Origin of the sequence: Sporosarcina siberiensis, from assembly GCF_042681925.1 — a bacterium.
GTDB lineage: Bacteria > Bacillota > Bacilli > Bacillales_A > Planococcaceae > Sporosarcina > Sporosarcina siberiensis.
Map to the genome: position 1 here is coordinate 217,017 of NZ_JBHUGI010000034.1, position 17,849 is coordinate 234,865.

The 17,849-nt window shown below is 41.7% G+C and carries 22 protein-coding genes; 1 reads left to right on the forward strand and 21 read right to left on the reverse strand.

The genetic code is table 11. From position 1 onward, the window contains the following. Nucleotides 1–2: 2 nt before the first annotated feature. Both ACFSFY_RS14980 and ACFSFY_RS14985 read right to left on the reverse strand, forming a co-directional pair. On the reverse strand, nt 3–173 hold the full coding sequence (locus tag ACFSFY_RS14980; protein WP_381539399.1) for a hypothetical protein: 171 nt from the start codon (nt 171–173) through the stop codon (nt 3–5). 236 nt (nt 174–409) lie between these two features. Next, nucleotides 410–829, reverse strand: coding sequence for a single-stranded DNA-binding protein (locus ACFSFY_RS14985; RefSeq protein ID WP_381539401.1), 420 nt, complete (start codon nt 827–829; stop codon nt 410–412). Between the two features lie 222 nt (nt 830–1,051). On the opposite strand from ACFSFY_RS14985, the gene ACFSFY_RS14990 reads away from it, so the two are divergent. Beyond that, the gene (locus ACFSFY_RS14990) at nt 1,052–1,534 is read left to right on the forward strand and encodes a YwpF family protein (RefSeq protein WP_381539403.1); all 483 of its coding nucleotides are present in this window, start codon (nt 1,052–1,054) and stop codon (nt 1,532–1,534) included. A 737-nt stretch (nt 1,535–2,271) separates the two neighbouring features. Here ACFSFY_RS14990 and ACFSFY_RS14995 read toward each other — a convergent pair. The 19 genes from ACFSFY_RS14995 to atpE all read right to left on the reverse strand — a co-directional run bounded on the left by ACFSFY_RS14995 (nt 2,272) and on the right by atpE (nt 17,734). Then, on the reverse strand, nt 2,272–2,631 hold the full coding sequence (locus ACFSFY_RS14995) for a hypothetical protein (RefSeq protein ID WP_381539405.1): 360 nt from the start codon (nt 2,629–2,631) through the stop codon (nt 2,272–2,274). Nucleotides 2,632–2,727: 96 nt separating this feature from the next. After that, nucleotides 2,728–3,102 (reverse strand): hypothetical protein, encoded by a 375-nt coding sequence (locus ACFSFY_RS15000; protein WP_381539407.1) that lies wholly within the window; start codon nt 3,100–3,102, stop codon nt 2,728–2,730. A gap of 99 nt (nt 3,103–3,201) precedes the next feature. After that, nucleotides 3,202–3,645 (reverse strand): 3-hydroxyacyl-ACP dehydratase FabZ, encoded by a 444-nt coding sequence (fabZ, locus tag ACFSFY_RS15005; protein ID WP_381539408.1) that lies wholly within the window; start codon nt 3,643–3,645, stop codon nt 3,202–3,204. A 51-nt stretch (nt 3,646–3,696) separates the two neighbouring features. Then, nucleotides 3,697–4,005 (reverse strand): DNA-directed RNA polymerase subunit beta, encoded by a 309-nt coding sequence (locus tag ACFSFY_RS15010; RefSeq protein WP_381539410.1) that lies wholly within the window; start codon nt 4,003–4,005, stop codon nt 3,697–3,699. 22 nt (nt 4,006–4,027) lie between these two features. Further along, nucleotides 4,028–4,864 carry a flagellar hook-basal body protein gene (locus ACFSFY_RS15015; RefSeq protein WP_381539412.1) on the reverse strand — a complete coding sequence of 279 codons (837 nt, stop codon included), beginning with the start codon at nt 4,862–4,864 and terminating at the stop codon, nt 4,028–4,030. 30 nt (nt 4,865–4,894) lie between these two features. Continuing rightward, complete coding sequence (locus ACFSFY_RS15020) at nt 4,895–5,734, reverse strand: flagellar hook-basal body protein (RefSeq protein ID WP_381539414.1); 840 nt, start codon at nt 5,732–5,734, stop codon at nt 4,895–4,897. Between the two features lie 29 nt (nt 5,735–5,763). Further along, a complete protein-coding gene (gene mreB, locus ACFSFY_RS15025) occupies nt 5,764–6,759 on the reverse strand; it encodes a rod shape-determining protein (RefSeq protein ID WP_381539416.1) in 996 nt (331 codons plus the stop codon). 195 nt (nt 6,760–6,954) lie between these two features. Then, a complete protein-coding gene (locus ACFSFY_RS15030) occupies nt 6,955–7,221 on the reverse strand; it encodes a sporulation transcriptional regulator SpoIIID (protein WP_381539418.1) in 267 nt (88 codons plus the stop codon). A gap of 177 nt (nt 7,222–7,398) precedes the next feature. After that, a complete protein-coding gene (locus tag ACFSFY_RS15035; protein WP_381539420.1) occupies nt 7,399–8,061 on the reverse strand; it encodes a peptidoglycan DD-metalloendopeptidase family protein in 663 nt (220 codons plus the stop codon). Between the two features lie 31 nt (nt 8,062–8,092). Next, on the reverse strand, nt 8,093–9,022 hold the full coding sequence (spoIID, locus tag ACFSFY_RS15040) for a stage II sporulation protein D (protein ID WP_381539422.1): 930 nt from the start codon (nt 9,020–9,022) through the stop codon (nt 8,093–8,095). Nucleotides 9,023–9,156: 134 nt separating this feature from the next. After that, nucleotides 9,157–10,455, reverse strand: a complete 1,299-nt coding sequence (gene murA, locus ACFSFY_RS15045) for a UDP-N-acetylglucosamine 1-carboxyvinyltransferase (protein ID WP_381539424.1) — start codon at nt 10,453–10,455, stop codon at nt 9,157–9,159. Nucleotides 10,456–10,834: 379 nt separating this feature from the next. Further along, entirely contained in the window at nt 10,835–11,071 is a 237-nt protein-coding gene (locus ACFSFY_RS15050; protein WP_381539425.1) for a DUF1146 family protein, read from the reverse strand. A gap of 680 nt (nt 11,072–11,751) precedes the next feature. After that, nucleotides 11,752–12,153, reverse strand: coding sequence for a F0F1 ATP synthase subunit epsilon (locus tag ACFSFY_RS15055; protein ID WP_381539427.1), 402 nt, complete (start codon nt 12,151–12,153; stop codon nt 11,752–11,754). A gap of 102 nt (nt 12,154–12,255) precedes the next feature. Continuing rightward, on the reverse strand, nt 12,256–13,671 hold the full coding sequence (atpD, locus tag ACFSFY_RS15060; RefSeq protein WP_381539429.1) for a F0F1 ATP synthase subunit beta: 1,416 nt from the start codon (nt 13,669–13,671) through the stop codon (nt 12,256–12,258). Between the two features lie 137 nt (nt 13,672–13,808). Beyond that, nucleotides 13,809–14,666 (reverse strand): ATP synthase F1 subunit gamma, encoded by an 858-nt coding sequence (atpG, locus tag ACFSFY_RS15065; RefSeq protein WP_381539430.1) that lies wholly within the window; start codon nt 14,664–14,666, stop codon nt 13,809–13,811. Nucleotides 14,667–14,726: 60 nt separating this feature from the next. Further along, nucleotides 14,727–16,238: a F0F1 ATP synthase subunit alpha gene (gene atpA, locus ACFSFY_RS15070; RefSeq protein WP_381539432.1), complete on the reverse strand. Its 1,512-nt coding sequence runs from the start codon at nt 16,236–16,238 to the stop codon at nt 14,727–14,729. Nucleotides 16,239–16,257: 19 nt separating this feature from the next. Then, nucleotides 16,258–16,803, reverse strand: a complete 546-nt coding sequence (locus tag ACFSFY_RS15075) for a F0F1 ATP synthase subunit delta (RefSeq protein ID WP_381539434.1) — start codon at nt 16,801–16,803, stop codon at nt 16,258–16,260. Then, nucleotides 16,800–17,360 (reverse strand): F0F1 ATP synthase subunit B, encoded by a 561-nt coding sequence (gene atpF, locus ACFSFY_RS15080; RefSeq protein ID WP_381539436.1) that lies wholly within the window; start codon nt 17,358–17,360, stop codon nt 16,800–16,802. Before atpF ends, ACFSFY_RS15075 begins: the two co-directional genes overlap by 4 nt. 149 nt (nt 17,361–17,509) lie before the next feature. Further along, complete coding sequence (atpE, locus tag ACFSFY_RS15085) at nt 17,510–17,734, reverse strand: F0F1 ATP synthase subunit C (RefSeq protein WP_381539437.1); 225 nt, start codon at nt 17,732–17,734, stop codon at nt 17,510–17,512. Nucleotides 17,735–17,849 lie beyond the last annotated feature (115 nt).

A 17,849-nucleotide genomic window follows, 5' to 3' on the forward strand; every position in this document is an offset into this window, starting at 1 on the left:
CTTCAGATATTTTCTGGAGTCCTTTTTTCTCTGACTGTATTTAGGAAAAAACTATTTTGGTGATTTGCATTGTTTTCTAGTTCAAGGACACGTTCGTTCAAATGTGCAACGATACGAATAAGTTGTCCTATCTGCAACTCCATCCGTATAACATCCTTTTCGAGCTGGTTCATAGTGATCTTCCCCCTTTTAGTATCCGCACGGGTGAAAACTGAGTCGTTGAACGGTCACATAACTAAGTTTCCCTCCGCTGCGGTTTTAACAGTAGATGATAAGCAACTTCGGTACCCCCACCGAATTTTGGTTGCTTCGTTATATATAATTCCCTAAATCAAATGGTTGCCGTTCCCCAACGGCCATTTCCCCTCACATATAGCCAAATTCAGTCTGATTAAAATCTCCCTTCACATTAAAGGATAGGTAATTCTTCTTTTTCGATTTTTGGTAAGTGAAAATGTTCTGATCCATTTTCAGTCGAATGCTTTTCCAATTCTGTAGACTCAGCACTTCTCGGCTTTGTACTAATGAATCGAATGTCTTCGCCAACAACTTCAGTTACATAAACACGACTTTGATCGCCTCTTTCATAAGTACGGGACTGAATTCGACCCCCTATCCCGATTAAAGAACCTTTTCCACATGTTTTAACGGTGTTTTCTGCGATTTTACCCCAAACTGTACAAAGTACAAAATCTGTTTCAATTTCACCTTTCAAGTTTTTGAAGTTGCGATTTACAGCGATGATAAAACTGGTTTGCATGCGGCCTTCAGAAAATGTGCGCAATACGGGGTCTTTTGTTATTCGTCCTACGAGTGCTACTTGATTCATTCGATATCCTCCTTTCTGCTGGAATGTCTGTATCATACTTCCAAAGATTGCAAACTGACAAATCGGCAAATTCTAATTTTGGGTGTATTTCACGATGCAAAACTCCACTTTGACAGATTTCATTTACTGTTAAAAGTTGGCATATCCTTGTACTACCATCGATGCAATGGTTTTTTACACCATTTTCAAATTTCAACTTTGGCATAGTTCGTTTTTTCTTCTATGGATGGTATACTAAAAGTAAAGTTTGGAGGGATTACTATAAAAACGTTCAAAATGTTATCCGTCTCAATTACTCAAGAAGGCCAGCAACTAGACATCCCACTCTTAGACGGAATCATCATCAACCAGGAAAATAGTCATCGTATGTGGATTCTTGAAATGTTCATCGATCAAAAACATAAAGAACTTTTCGAGAAATGGAAAGAATCTGAGCAATTAATCGAAGCAAAAGTAGTCATTTCCTATCCCGAAAACGAACCTGCTGCTTTCCTAGTCGATGTCGAAACTATAAAGCAAATCGGTGACAACATATCTGTATTGCTAAAAGGCCGTTTGAAACGAGCACGTTCTGAATACGCGGAGCAATTATTAGAGCAATTGATCGAAGAAGACCTACACGGCGCAGCACTACTCGAACGATTCGAATCCGACATGAAATCCCGTCCTCGTCTAAAAAAGGACTCTGAAAAACCTAAAGAATAAATCCATATCCCGCCGTCTTTTTTATAAATATGTATTGAGCTAATGAATCCTTTAACACGCTGATTTCCGTTCCGAGCGGACGCGTTCCACGGGGCGGGCGGTGAGCCAATCGAACTACGAAGAGTTCGATTTGCCGTATTTCTGCGTTTTGTGCAGAAGTTAAGGCAGCTGTGCTCACAACGCTACGCTTTTGCTCGCAAAAGTCGTTCTACGTAACGCCTTTCGCTAGCGCTCCACTGCGGGGTCTAACCTGTCCTCGGGACGAATTTAAATCCATTCGTCCTCAATCCCGCTGGAGTCGCCGCTCTGCACTCCAATCAGCTAAAATCGTGGGAAGTATAAGTGCATTTTTTTGAAATTAAGTAAAGTCCGCATTCGGACAATTTCCATATAGTTCACATTACTCTTTACTCTACAGTGTGCAATCTAAGTTGCTTGGAGTGCAAGGCAGTCTAAAATCACGACGTCCTGTCGTAACGACTGCATGACCCACTTCGTGTGGGCCCTCGGCTAAAGATGACTCCGAGAGGATTAGCGTGTGTCTTGAGACCCTGGACGGAGCGAAGCGAAGGAAGCGGCTCAAGCCACGCCCTCCGGAACGCGTCCGCCTGGAACGCAAAGCAACGTGGATACCAGAAAACTTATTTTGACAAAACAGCTTCATCCTTAACTTTTAATATAGTGCAAACAAAAAAGTCGCCTCCAATTTCGGGGGCGACTCTTTTTGTGGTTTGTGGTTATCGGTTCATCTTATCCCTGTCTTTAGTGGAATTTTCTTCAATTGTACCATCCTGCGTAGTACCATCGTTATTATTTCCGTCCATTTCAGTCGTGCCATCCGTGCCATTCATTTCATTCGTACGGTTGTTTCTATTCTCGTCCTGAATAATACCCTCACGTTGGCCTTTGCCATTCATATCGGTATTTTCATCCAGACCGTCCATATTAGGTCCTGTTTGACCGTTATCAACATCTGGCGTCCAGTCCCTGTTTTCCATTGGCGTCTCGTTTTTATCCGGGACAGCGTTGTCATTCATATTACATCCCGTTAAAACAAGTCCCGATACCAGAAAGAGCGGTATGGCTTTTTTCAACATAGAAAAACTCCCTCCTTTCCACAAACCATTTGTCATACAAAACGTATGATACTTTCTAGGTTGGTCGGAAATGAGGGAACTATCCATCATTAAATATTATTTTTTTAATAAGCCTTCTACGTATGCTGCTTGCGCTTTACAGTCATACTCATAATGAGTGCCTTGCTCTTCTTGCATTATTTGGATTGCAGCAATCTGCTCGTCCGTTGGTGGATCTTGAAGGATACGATTAATAATTTTATTAATCCGACCGGCAAGTTCTTCATGAAATTCAGGATTCAATTTAACATCTTCCGGAATTTCTGTATACCAAAGAGCTTTTGTCGTAATATACTGCCGCCAACTTGAAACAAAGTCCTCAATTCGAAATTTATCTTCACTCCATGCAATATCACTCATATATTGTTCGAAAGCCTGTGTAATTGACCTTGTTATACTAATCTTCAGATTTGGAGATAGACTTTTATACATTCTTTTTACAACCTCCTACTAGTAAGAAACGCGCATATTTAAATCAATCGAGTAATGCAACACTTACTATTCTATCCAAACAACGTAATTGTAGCAAACTTAATTCTTTACTTCAACGACCGGCCCAAGTGCAAACATGATTTCTGTTTCGCAAGCAATCTCGCCGTCAACAGTCGCGATTGCTTTTCCTTTGCCTATCGAACCTCGCAGACGCGTGATTTCAACCTCTAGACGTAAAGTGTCACCGGGTGTTACTTGTCTTTTAAAACGGCAATTATCGATGCCTGCAAAAAAGGCAAGACGCCCTTTGTTTTCTTCTTTTTGCAAGATTGCTACGGCTCCAACTTGTGCGAGCGCTTCAATGATCAGTACACCGGGCATTACCGGATAACCCGGAAAATGTCCATTAAAAAAGTCTTCATTGATCGTAACGTTTTTTATTCCGACGGCACGTGTGCCTTCTTCAAGTTCAAGAATTCGATCCACCATTAGAAATGGATATCGGTGAGGTAAGATTTCTTGAATCTGTTGTGATGTTAGCATACCCAACCTCCTGAAAGTATAAAATCAATTAAGAAATAAAAAGAGTATATGTTACTGTTTTCCACTCATTATATCCAGTATGTGAACCCATGTTTCTTTTTTGAGTGCATCGGCCGGATTTCCGTCACCCATATACCCGTAGCCGATTGTTACACCAAGTGCGATAGCACCGACAATAAGTACAGCTACCAAAAGAATGCGTAGCCAAATAGGAAGGATGCGAATTTGAACCCAAAGTGTTCTTTTAGGACGTACCTCTTTCCCCTCAGTTTTTAATCGGTTGCGTTCTGCCCGAGTTATAGGAGCTTTCGGCGGATCTGTCTTATTCAACTGTATTTCCGTTCTATTTTCATCATTCATCGTTCAGACTCCTAACACGATTTCATCGAATTCCATTTATGAGACCCATCATTTGATCGGCAAGAGTAATTGCACGTGAGTTGAACTGATAGTTACGTTGGACGGTGATTAAGTCGGTCATTTCTTTTTGCATGTCAACGTTCGATGATTCAAGTGCATTATTTTCCATACCAATTCCGCTTCTAGCGGCACCTTGTAAATTCGTTATCGCATCATTTTCTATAACGCCTAGTTCTGCAAGATTTGAAGGCAGTACGCTGTAAGTGCCTGACAAATGCTCCATCAAATTCGGACGTTCAATGACAGTGACTCCTAGTTCAATTTCTGCGGTCGTGCCATCATTCAATTTCAATCCCAGTGTACCATTGGATTGGATAAAATACGATTGCACATCATCTGCAAACGTAATTGGCTGCCCCGCAGCGTTCGCTACAGGATACCCTTCGCTTGTCACGAGCATAAGTTGCCCATTATCGATTGGAGACACGTAAAAAGCCCCCTGACGTGTATAGGCAACCTTCTCACCGGCTTCTGTAGGCATAAGTACGTTGAAGTATTGTCTTTGTTTTGTAAGAGCAAAATCCAGGTCACGGTTCGTAATTTGCAACGTGCCGACTTTTGAATTCATTGAGGCTTGTCCAAGTGCAGCTCCTACGCCGTACCGAATACCAAGTGGTGATTGTCTTGGTGCTTCGTCAGCTTTGTCGTTGTTAAATTGTTGGTACAAAAGCTCTTGAAAACTCGCATTGCTTGATTTGAAACCATGCGTATTCGTGTTTGCTAAGTTGTTCCCAATTAGATCGAGCTTGTGTTGCAGTTGGTTCAATGTATTCGTAGCTGTAACCATCGTCCGTAGCATATACGTCCACTCCTTTCAATTGACTCTTCCTTAATTGACTCGTCCTACTTCGTTAACGGTTTTCTCCATGCTTCGGTCATACGCTTGTAGTATTTTTTGATTGGCCTCAAAGGCACGATAAGCGGTCATCATGTCTGTCATCGTACGAGCCGCATCAACATTCGAACCTTCTAGATAGCCTTGTTGCATCGAATATGAAACACCGGCAGCCCCAGCAGCAGTTGGAAGTCCTTCTCCGCCTTCTGTTACGAATAAGCCATTGCCCTGCTTCATGAGCGCTCCTGGCTGTGCTGCAAATGAAATGCCAAGTGTCGCAACAACAGCATTGTTTTCCATAATAACGCCAGATTCTGAAACAGTAAATTCATCGCTTTGCAACTCGATTCGCTGACCGTTTGTATCCAACACATAATGTCCGGTTGGGTTTGTCAAGAAACCATTCGGGTCTAGCGCAAAATTGCCGTTTTTGGTATACATTTCGCCGCCTGCATCATTTTCAAGTGTGAAAAACAATGCACCCACGTCGCCCGTTTCAGCGTCTGTCGGGAGTAACCCGTCAATGAGCGCAACATCTGTTGTTAATTGTGTTTCACGTATTTGGCCTTGTTCAAACAGTGGCAGTGTTTCCTGCATATAAACCCCTGTTGAAATCCCACCAACATTGCTCATTCCTTTAATATTGAAACCGTCCTTCGTAGGAATATGGGCCGTGTTAATACTCGATAAATACATTTGTGGAAAGGAACGAATTACAGCTTGTTCGGCTTTAAAACCCGGTGTATTTACGTTCGCCATATTGTTCGTCAACAGTTCAGTTTTTCTTTGTTGAGCAATCATTCCTGATGCAACCGCATTAAATCCACGAAACATGCTGTCCTCACTCCTTTCTTAGTTTTAAGTTAAGCTCGTCTTGAACTTTTTGAAATACTATCTAGCAAAATTCCAGTCCCAATTGCTACGCAATCCAGTGGATTATCCGAAACAAATACCGGTACTTTTAATTGGTCCGCAAGCAACTGATCTATTCCGTGAAGAAGAGCTCCCCCACCTGTCAAAAACACGCCTCGGTCAATGATGTCCGCAGATAGTTCAGGCGGTGTTCTTTCCAAAACATTTTTAGCAGCTTGTACAATTAATTGAACCGATTCTTTTAAAGCATTCCCAATTTCTTTGGAATTCACTGTAATCGTGCGCGGAAGTCCCGTAACCATATCACGGCCTCGAATATCGAGTTCTTCGTCACGTCCACCTGGGAATACGGTTCCGACATGAACTTTAATGTCTTCTGCAGTTCGTTCCCCTATTAGCAGTTTATATTCTCGTTTAATGTATTGTGTGATGTCATTATCAAATGTGTCTCCAGCAATATTAATGGATTCCGATGTTACGATGTCACCCATGGAAAGAACGGCTACATCTGTCGTTCCACCACCAATATCAATGACCATATTTCCACTCGGTTGGAAGATATCCATACCGGCACCAATTGCAGCAACTTTCGGTTCTTCTTCGAGGTAAATTTTCTTACCACCAGACTTTTCTGCAGCTTGTCGAATTGCTTTTTGCTCAACGCTTGTGATGTTTGTCGGGCAACAGATTAGTATGCGGGGTTTAGAGAAGATCCCTTTGACTTTTAACTTTGTAATAAAGTGACTGAGCATTGCTTCAGTGATGTCGAAATCTGCAATGACTCCGTCTTTTAGTGGGCGAATGACTACGATGTTGCCCGGTGTTCTCCCAACCATGCGATACGCTTCTTCTCCTACCGCAAGTACTTTATTGCTTAATTTATCTACAGCGACGACCGATGGTTCATTTAAAACAATGCCTTTGCCTTTTACATGTATGAGAACATTCGCTGTACCCAAATCAATCCCTATATCTTTTGCAAACATTGATGGATTTACCCCTTCCGGTATCATTAAGTGGAATATTATGTATGTTATTTTTTCACGCTCTTAATACAATTTTATCACAGTAACCGCAAAATGAACATAGTAAACACATTTAGCATTCCACATTTTTCCACAATTAGACAATAAAAAAAACAGTTTCGTTAAAATCTACGAAACCGCTTCAGTACTTCCGTGTCATTTCTCGACTTTCCGAGATTCATTCATCCATTTAATGCGCGTTGCCTCGCCACCCCGTATGTGTCTGACGGATTTATGATACGCAAGAATTTTTGCAACGTCTTCTGCAAGTGCCGTATCTACATTCGGCAATCGTTCTGTTAAGTCTTTATGGACCGTGCTTTTCGAATAGCCCGTCGCCTTCGCTAGTACGCGTACGGTAACTTCAGTTTCCATCAGCAACTCCCCGAGGCGCACGCATCGCCTCCTAATTTGCTCGTGCACGCCCTCTTCCTTTCCTATCGGCTCAGAATCTTTACTTATCTTATGCTGTGCTTTCCTCAGGTATGCGTGATTTAAGAGGGTGAGTCTAGCTTCTATAGGGGATTGATAGAATTTATTTGAACATGAAAAAAGCCCCTCCAAAACAAACTGGAGCGGCTCTTTTGAAACAGACTTACATTAGAATCCTAGATACGAGTGCGGACTGACCGTTTTATCATTGAGCAGCACTTTGTAATGCAAATGAATTCCGGCAGTCGGATTCCAATCATTTTCAGTTGCTGTTCCAAGGGCTTGTCCTTGAAGGACTTCATCACCTGGTTTTACAAGGACACCTGTGACAGAAGCATAGACTGTTTTCAGTCCATCGTTATGAGCGATTACAATTTCATTACCTATGAATGGATCCATAACGATTTCATCTACAACTCCACTCATCGACGCAACTACTTCAAATGGCTCACCCCCTACTGAAATGGAAATGCCCGTATTCGTTGTGTACGTTTGATTGAATACAAGTAATGCTTTTTCACGCATTTCCACGGATGCCTCTGGGTCATAATATTCCTGGAGGATTTCCACGTCATCTAGAAGGGCTTCAGCAAATGGATACTTGATGTTTTCCTTCTGTGCATTCGTTTCGACCACTAACCCATCCGGTTTTGGCGTCTCCGTCGCAGTATCTTTCACGTCTGGGGTATCTACATTTATAAGTGCGTTATACCCCCAAATCATGCCTACGAAGACAATCGCCATACTCGAATACATAACAGGCCAAAACCAATTTTTTCTTTGTGTACTTGTTTTCTTCTGAGAAGGGGCTTTCGGTTTTTCTTCTCGCATAGTCATCACCTCACTTGCTATTGTTTGCAAGTCAACATGATTTTAAACATTCTGAATCAAGTAAAGTGAAATTTTTTATTTCTGTCCCTGAATAATAGTGTTCTAGAATCTGTTTTGCCGTCCAACCCTCGGCTGCAAAGACATCCGCACCGTATTGACTCATCCCAACACCGTGCCCATAACCAACTGTTTTAACAAGAACAATATTGTTTGTTAAATCATAGGCTATATCAAAATCTGTTGACGCAAGCCCTAATACTTCACGCATTTCACGACCTTTTAAATCAAAATTATTGGAAACCACTTTTTGAACACGCCCCGTTGAGTTTCGAACGAGTTTCAATGATTTGAACATCTCATCATTCCACTGCATTCCAAGAGCTGCATTCCATTCCGCCAACGTCAGTTCTTTTTCTTTATTAAATGAAGGAGCGACTTTGTCTTCTCCTGGACTATCAACACTTTGTAAATATGGAATATCGTTTCCTCCATAGTTCTGCGCAGTTTCAGTCTTCCCATTGGACGTCGAAAAAAACATCGCTGAAATCATTTTATTTTCATAAACGATTGTTTCACCCGCAGTCTCATTCACGAGTTTCGTCAATTTCCGTTCGTTGCGTTTAAAATCTTTGCCCCATCGTTCTTTCCGTTTTTCCAGGGTATTGAAGACTTGTGCAGAAACGTCAGCGGCAATTGGTTTCCTACCGAACTCCGTTAATCTAAGGGCATATGTCCGAGCTGCAATCGCCTGGGCTTTCAAAGCCTCATCTTGAAATGTAACAGGCATTTCAGCTGATACGACTCCTTTAACATACTCTTCAAGAGGAACTGGCTCGTCCAATCCAATAACCGTAATGTCCACCTGACACGTTTCCACCTCACTTTCCTGTTGAACAATTACAGCGTCCGGAGCCTTGTGTAATAAAATCGGCACAAAAAAAAGCATCAGCGTCAGTAGCAATAAGGCACTCCATACATTCAATAGTTTTCGCATAGTCGATTATATGATTTTCAGCAGTTTTTATTCATTACTTCACCCCACACAAAAAGACCACATCCAGTTGGACATGGCCTTATTGAATAAAAGTTATGAAATTAGACCGTTTGTACTTTCTTTTCTGTAAGGGATTCAGGTGAAACACGTACAATATCCGCTCCAAGTGCAGCGAGTTTGCCATGGAAATTCACATATCCGCGGTCAAGATGCGATAATTCCGTAACGCGTGTAACTCCGTCTGCTGCAAGACCTGCAAGAATAAGTGCTGCGGCCGCTCTAAGATCCGTTGCAGCTACTTCCGCTCCTTGTAAATCAGAAGGTCCTGATAAGACGACAGATCTTCCTTCGATTTTTACGGATGCATTCATACGACGAAATTCTTCAACGTGCATAAATCGATTTTCAAATACCGTTTCAGTTAAAATTCCAGTACCCGTCGATGTTAACATAAGTGCCATCATTTGGGATTGCATATCTGTTGGGAACCCTGGGTGTGGCATTGTTTTCAAGTCCACTGATTTCAAAGGATATTCAGCAGTTACACGAATTCCTTCGTCTAATTCCGTAATGATAACGCCCATTTCTTCCATTTTGGAAATCAGTGCAGCATTATGTTCTGGAACCGCATTTTCAATAATGACATCGCCACCTGTAATTGCTGCTGCAACCATAAAAGTCCCTGTTTCGATACGATCAGGTATAATATGATGCGTTGTGCCATATAATTTCAATACACCTTCAATGCGTATTGTATCTGTTCCAGCACCAACAACTTTACCGCCCATTTCGTTAATAAAATTCGCTACGTCTACAATTTCTGGTTCTTTTGCCGCGTTTTCAATAATCGTTGTACCTTGTGCCAATGCAGCTGCAGTCATAATGTTTTCAGTAGCACCTACACTTGGGAAATCCAAATAAATCTTAGCACCCTTTAAGCCGTTTGGTACATTTGCTTCAACATGTCCATGACCAAATGTAATTTCAGCACCCATTGCTTCAAAGCCTTTTAAATGTTGATCAATTGGTCTTGACCCAATTGCACAGCCACCTGGTAAAGCGATACGAGCAAAACGATTACGAGCAAGAAGTGGTCCCATTACAAGAATAGATGCACGCATTTTACGTACATATTCAAATTGAGCTTCGCTTGATAACTGTTCTGTCGAATCAATGATGACTTCATTAACATCCAGTCGGTTTTCTACTTTCGCATCCAAGCTTTTCAATACTTCGCTAATTGTGCCAACGTCCGAAAGGTTCGGTACATCTTTAATCACGTTCACGCCTTCAGTAGCGAGTAGGGCAGCAGCCAATACGGGTAATACCGCATTTTTTGCACCTTCCACGCGCACAGTTCCACTCAACCTGTGACCACCTGTGATAATTATTCTTTCCAAAATTTATCCCTCCAACTTCTAAATTGTGTCATCGAACACGATGTTGTCATTTATAATTCGTTTAAATGTCGATTTTATTGGTGATTATTAGTAAATCAAAACACATACAATTCTACAGCGTTCAGGCTTTTTATACAAGAAGCTCTTTGAACGATTTTCTATGCTCCAACGATGTAGTATATATTATGTATGCCTATAGTATTTTGTGTCATACTATGTCGTTCCTTCGTTCAAAACACTGTGTTCTTATTTTTTTTGTTAAATGTTGTATATATCTAGTTCCCCGAAGAATCGTTCTTCAAACATTGTTTAATGTGATGATTTACCTATCATCGCCCCATTAACGATTTTCGTTAGCGCGGCGACACTAAGTATCGCTTCATCCGAAAAGCGTCGGTAATCTTCCTGACCAATAGGATATCTCCAGAAAGAAATTTGATACGGAACTTCCGATCAAAATGCTTAAAAAAATAAATAAAAGTTGTGCTTGAAATACACGATTTTTCCGTATCATTTTTTCCGGCATCAAAGCTTGTAACGCAAAAAAGGCCAGTCCGATAAAAATGATATGGGAAACGATTGCAAGTAATGGCTGGAAACCAAACATTCCGTCCATATAGAAATCTCCTTCCATTTGTTTTATTGTTCTTTGACAAATGACATTAGTGACTGACTTTAAACTGCAATAATTATTAGTATGTTTTGCTATAGTATTGTCCGAAAAGTGCGTAAGAACTGGTTTTGGAGTAAACCGTTGCTTTCCGTTCCAGTCGGACGCGTTCTGGAGGGCGGGCGGTGGACCAACCCGTTCGCTTTGCTACCGTTGGTTGTTTCACCTGTCCCGCTGATCCTCCCAGAGTCGCCGACTTGCACTCCAAGCAAATAAGAGTGCACCTTGAAATAGAAAGTAACATATAGAAACAGTACAAAAAATGGATTACACCTATTTATTGAAAAACATGAAACTGGTCTCTAATCCTTCGCCTAATAATTGTAGTATTTATTGAACTTATGTTTCCCACACTTTTAAGGTGATTGGAGTGCAGACCGGCGACTCCAATGGGATCAGCGCGAATGTAGAGACCCCACAGGAGCGTGGCTTTCGCGACGAGGAGGCTCGACGAGCGCCCCATGGAACGCGTCCGGTCGGAACGGAAATCAGCGAGTTTTAACAGAACTCTTAGTATAGTTTTATTAAATATGCCACTAACATCATAAATTGTACAACCGTTTTTATTCATTAAAATAAAATCCGGACAGAAGTCAGTTTCTCTTCTGCCCGGATTTTTTTAAGAGTTATTTGCCTTCGAAAACACTAATTCTGTTCAACGCACGTTTTAAATCAAGTTCTATCAAATTAAAGTCCGCGTCGTCTTTTTTAGCTTTAAGTTCTTCCTCCGCACGACTTGCTGCAAGTTTTGCACGAGCAATATCGATTGTGGAAGCAGTTTCAGCACTTTGTGCAAGAACTGTAACGACATCAGGACGTACTTCGATAAAACCACCGTGAACTGCAACAACTTCCGTCGAGTTACCCTTATTTATACGAAGCGCACCGATTTGCAGTGGCGCTACCGTCGCAATGTGGCCGGGGAGGATTCCCATCTCGCCTGTTTCAGTAACTGCGATGATCATGTCCGCTTCAGATTCAACAACAGGGCCGTCGGGAGTGACGATATTGATTTTCATTGTGCTCATTTTTTACCCTCCTGGTCCCTTCTAATCAAATACGCCTCGACGCATATACTATCCGCCTGAGGCTTAATTTGAATCAGAAGGGATTTATCCTGCTGGTATAAATTATACTTCTACACCCATTTTTTTCGCTTTTTCGATTACTTCTTCGATGCGTCCAACAAGTCGGAATGCATCTTCTGGAAGATGATCGTACGTTCCCGAAAGGATGTCTTTAAATCCTTTAACTGTTTCAGCAACAGGTACATATGAACCAGTTTGGCCCGTAAACTGCTCTGCTACGTGGAAGTTTTGTGAAAGGAAGAATTGAATACGACGTGCGCGACCAACGATTAGTTTGTCTTCGTCACCGAGTTCATCCATACCTAGAATTGCAATGATATCTTGTAGTTCACGGTAACGTTGAAGCGTTACTTGCACTTGACGAGCAACCTCGTAGTGTTCTTCTCCAACGATGTCCGGAGACAAAGCACGTGAAGATGAAGCAAGTGGGTCAACTGCAGGGTAGATACCCATTTCAGAAAGTTTACGCTCAAGGTTTGTAGTTGCATCAAGGTGAGCAAATGTTGTAGCAGGAGCCGGATCCGTATAGTCATCCGCTGGTACATAAATTGCTTGAATTGATGTTACTGAACCTTTATTTGTTGAAGTGATTCGCTCTTGTAGTAGACCCATTTCTGTAGCAAGTGTTGGCTGGTAACCAACTGCTGAAGGCATACGTCCAAGAAGTGCCGATACTTCAGAACCGGCTTGTGTATAACGATAGATGTTATCAATGAATAGAAGAACGTCCGCACCTTGTTCGTCACGGAAATGCTCTGCCATTGTAAGACCTGTTAACGCAACACGCATACGCGCACCTGGTGGCTCGTTCATTTGACCGAACACCATTGCCGTTTTCGTGATAACACCAGAATCTGTCATTTCATAGAAAAGGTCATTTCCTTCTCGTGTACGTTCACCAACACCAGCGAATACGGAAATACCACCGTGTTCTTGTGCGATGTTGTTAATCAATTCTTGAATTAATACAGTTTTTCCTACACCCGCACCACCAAATAGGCCGATTTTACCACCTTTGATGTATGGAGCAAGTAAGTCAACTACTTTAATTCCTGTTTCTAGAATTTCAACTTTCGTTGAAAGGTTTTCAAACGTTGGTGCTAAACGGTGAATTGGGTCACGACGTTCAGATGCTGGAATTTCTTCACCAAGGTCGATAACTTCACCAAGAACGTTGAAAACACGTCCTAATGTTACGTCACCAACTGGTACAGAAATAGCAGCTCCTTGGTCATTAACTACAGTACCGCGTTGCAAACCGTCTGTTGAAGACATTGCAATTGTACGTACTGAGTCATCACCGAGGTGAAGTGCAACTTCAAGAGTGAGCACTTCAGGCTCTGAGTTTGGACGCTGAATTGTAACAGTCAGTGCGTTATAAATTGCAGGCAACTGGCCGTTTTCAAACTTAACGTCTACAACCGGACCCATTACTTGAAGAACATGTCCTTTGTTCATGTTGTTTCCTCCTGTCTTACTAGATAACTTTTATGTTCTGTGATTCATTGATTGTATGGTGTTTCCTTTTTGGCTCTAAGTGCCAAAAAGTTTTGGCCCCAACTTTTTCCGAGCCGTAAAGCAGAGTTTAGGCGGCTTTACTCTAAAGCCGCTACCCCACCGACAATCTCTGTAATTTGTTGTGTGATGGATGCTTGGCGTGCTCTGTTGAATGAGAGTGTTAGTGAATCGATTAAATCGCCAGCATTATCTGTTGCGCTCTTCATCGCTGTCATACGTGAAGCATGTTCACTCGCCTTACTATCGAGCAACGCACCGTAGATTAGGCTTTCCGCGTATTGCGGAAGTAATACTTCTAGAATTGCTTGGCCGGATGGCTCGAATTCATATGAAGTAGTTGCCGATTCTGATGCGATGTCGGTTAGTGGAAGTACCTTTTTCTCTGTTATTTCATGAGATATGGCACTAACGAAGTGGCTATAGTACATATAAAGTTCATCATACGTACCGTCAGCGAACATACCAACAGCTTTCTTCGCGATTTCTTTTATTTCAGCAAATGACGGTTGGTCGCTTAAACCAATTACACTGTCAACGACACTGAATCCGCGTTTCGTGAAAAATTCATAGCCGATACGTCCGATTGCAACAATCACTACATCTTCTTTTGCGTTGTGACGCTCCGTAATCGTGTTTGCAGCTGCACGTAAAATATTACTATTGTACGCTCCAGCAAGTCCACGATCAGATGTAATTATGATGTAAGCAGACTTTTTAACTTCCCGAGATATAAGCATTGGATGCGACAAATCTGTTGTGCCGGCTGCGATTGATGACGTAACTTCTTGGATTTTCTCCATATAAGGTACATATGCTTTCGCATTCAATTCAGCACGGTTCAGTTTCGAAGCCGATACCATTTGCATTGCTCGTGTAATCTGACTTGTTTTTTTCGTCGAAACAATACGGTTTTGTATTTCGCGTAATGATCCCATTGGTATTTCACCACCTTATTGTATTAGATTCCGCTCACGGCTTTCACCGAGTTACGGGGCTTAAGATTCTGTACGAGCGAATGTCTTCTTGAATGCATTGAGGGCTTCAGCCATCGCTTCATCAGCAGGAAGGTCTTTCGTCGTGCGGATATGATCTAAAATACTTGTGTGGTTCGATGCTAGCCAGCTTTCAAGTTCTGACTCAAAACGTAGGATATCAACGACAGGAATATCATCAAGGAATCCACGTGTAAGTGCATAAAGAATTGCTACTTGTATTTCAACACGAACAGGTTTGTTTAGATCTTGTTTCAAGATTTCAACTGTACGTACTCCGCGATCTAGTTTTGCTTGCGTTGCCGCATCAAGGTCAGATCCGAATTGTGAGAATGCTTCAAGTTCACGGAACGCAGCAAGGTCAAGACGCAGTGTACCTGCAACCTTTTTCATTGCTTTGATCTGAGCTGAACCACCAACACGTGAAACGGAAAGTCCCGCGTTTATAGCAGGTCGTACACCTGAGAAGAATAGGTCAGATTGAAGGAATATTTGTCCATCTGTAATTGAAATAACGTTTGTTGGAATGTAAGCAGAAATATCGCCCGCTTGTGTTTCAACAAATGGTAGTGCCGTAATTGAACCGCCACCTAGTGAGTCATTCAATTTCGCAGCACGTTCAAGTAAACGTGAGTGCAAGTAGAATACATCTCCTGGGTATGCTTCACGACCTGGTGGACGACGAAGTAGTAAAGACAGTTCACGGTAAGCCGCTGCTTGCTTCGATAGATCATCGTATACAATTAGAACGTGTTTACCTTGGAACATGAATTCTTCAGCCATTGTAATTCCTGTATATGGTGCAAGGAATAGAAGTGGAGCAGGTTGTGAAGCAGAAGCCGTAACGACGATTGTGTAATCAAGTGCGCCGTTTTTACGGAATGTTTCAACAACACCACGTACTGTAGATTCTTTTTGCCCGATTGCTACATAAATACAAATCATATCTTGGTCTGCTTGGTTAAGAATCGTGTCAATCGCAACAGTTGTTTTACCTGTTTGACGGTCACCGATAATTAACTCACGCTGTCCACGACCGATTGGTACAAGTGCGTCAATCGCTTTAATACCTGTTTGAAGTGGTTCATGTACTGATTTACGTGCCATAACCCCTTGTGCTGGGCTTTCAATAGGACGTGTTCTAGTTGTTGCGATTGGTCCAAGACCATCCACTGGTTGACCTAATGGATTTACTACACGACCGATTAATTCTTCGCCAACTGGTACTTCCATGATACGACCTGTACGACGTACTTCATCGCCTTCTTTAATGTCTGTGTATGGGCCTAGAATAATAATACCAACGTTGTTGGCTTCTAAGTTTTGTGCCATACCCATGACACCAGTAGAGAATTCTAAAAGTTCTCCGGCCATGACGTTGTCGAGGCCATGAGCACGTGCGATACCATCACCAATTGTAATAACTGTACCAACATCGCTAACTTTCATCTCAGACTCGTAATTTTCAATCTGCTGCTTTATTAGTACGCTGATTTCTTCAGCTTTGATGCTCATGTATGTCACCCCTTAAATTTCAGTTTTGAGATCCAATAAGATCCTGTTTTAGACGCTCAAGCTTACCGCTTATGCTGCTATCATAAATTTTATTTCCAATTTGAAGACGAATGCCGCCAATTAGACTTGGATCAATAATGTTTTCGATTTTCAATGAAACTTTACCAACTACTTTTCCGAAAGTTGTGGAAATAGACGCAGATTCAGCTTCTGTAAGCGGACGGGTAGAATAGACTTTCGCTTCAGCAATACCAGATGCATCATTTGCAAGTGTAATGAACTCATCAATACAATTCACAATTTCATCCATACGTTTTCGGTCAAGAAGAACATAGAGTAAATTCAAAATTAATGGATTTACATCTTTGAATATTCCTGCAAGTAGTTCCTTTTTACGAGCCATTGACAATTTTGGGTTTCCAAGCAATTGTCCAAGTTCTTTATTCTCTTTATACACAATTTTCATTTGAATAAGATCATTAAGAACTGAAGTTGTTTGCCCTTTTTCCTGCGCTAATTCAAACAGCGCTTGTGCGTAACGTTTTGCTGCTATTGACTGACTCACAGAGCATCGCCTGCCTTCGCAATCGTTTCCTCAATCAATGCACGGTTATCATCCTCGGAAATTTCTTTACCAAGTACTTTAGACGCTGCAAGAATGGAAAGAGATACGAATTCTTCGCGAACTGCTGATACAGCTTTTTCTTTTTCTGAAGCAATTTCAAGCATTGCTTCCTCTTTTAAGCGAACAACTTCATTGCGTGCTGCCTTGATGATGTCTTCACGTTGTTTTTCACCTTGTTCATGGGCGTTTTCAACAATCGACTGAGCGTCATTGCGCGCTTCTTTTAACAAGTTACGCTGCTCTTCAAGAAGGTCTTTTGATTCGATGCGGCTTTTTTCAGCAGCTTCGATTTCGTTGGAAATCATTTGAGCTCGTTGATCCATAACACCCATTAGCGGTCCCCATGCAAATTTCTTGAGTAGGACCATGAGTAGAAGGAATAAAAAGACTGTAACGATAATATCTCCGAGGTTTAGACCATCGGGGTTGTTTAATTTCTGTAAAAATCCTGCATCAGCTACGTTTGTAGCTCCGAGGACGAAGGTATCCAAAAACACGATTGTTTCACTCCCTTCAAGAGCACACGACTCTTTTAAATATAAGCTGTATTTTAGTTACTCATTCATGAGTTAGTATTTCGGCAATTCCTTATTAAAAAGCGAAGATTCTACACTCAAATCTTCGCCTCTTAAAATTCTTTAACTACTTATCGGTTCATAACGATAAACGCAATTACTGCTGCGAAAATCGGAACAACTTCAACAAGTGCTACTCCAACGAACATGTTTGTTTGAAGAATACCGCGTGCTTCTGGTTGACGTGCGATTCCTTCTTGTGTTTTCGAAACTACTAGACCTGCACCTAAACCTGCACCAAGTGCTCCAAGACCGATTGCGATTGCTGCTGCTAATAAACCAACTGAACCTACCATAGTATATTTCCTCCTAAAGTTTCTTATAGTTTTTTTATTCTGTCGTGGGAGCACTAGGCTCCCGTATTTCTCCCTACTAGGGTAAAAGTATTTTACCTTGACCTTTTCGGGGAAC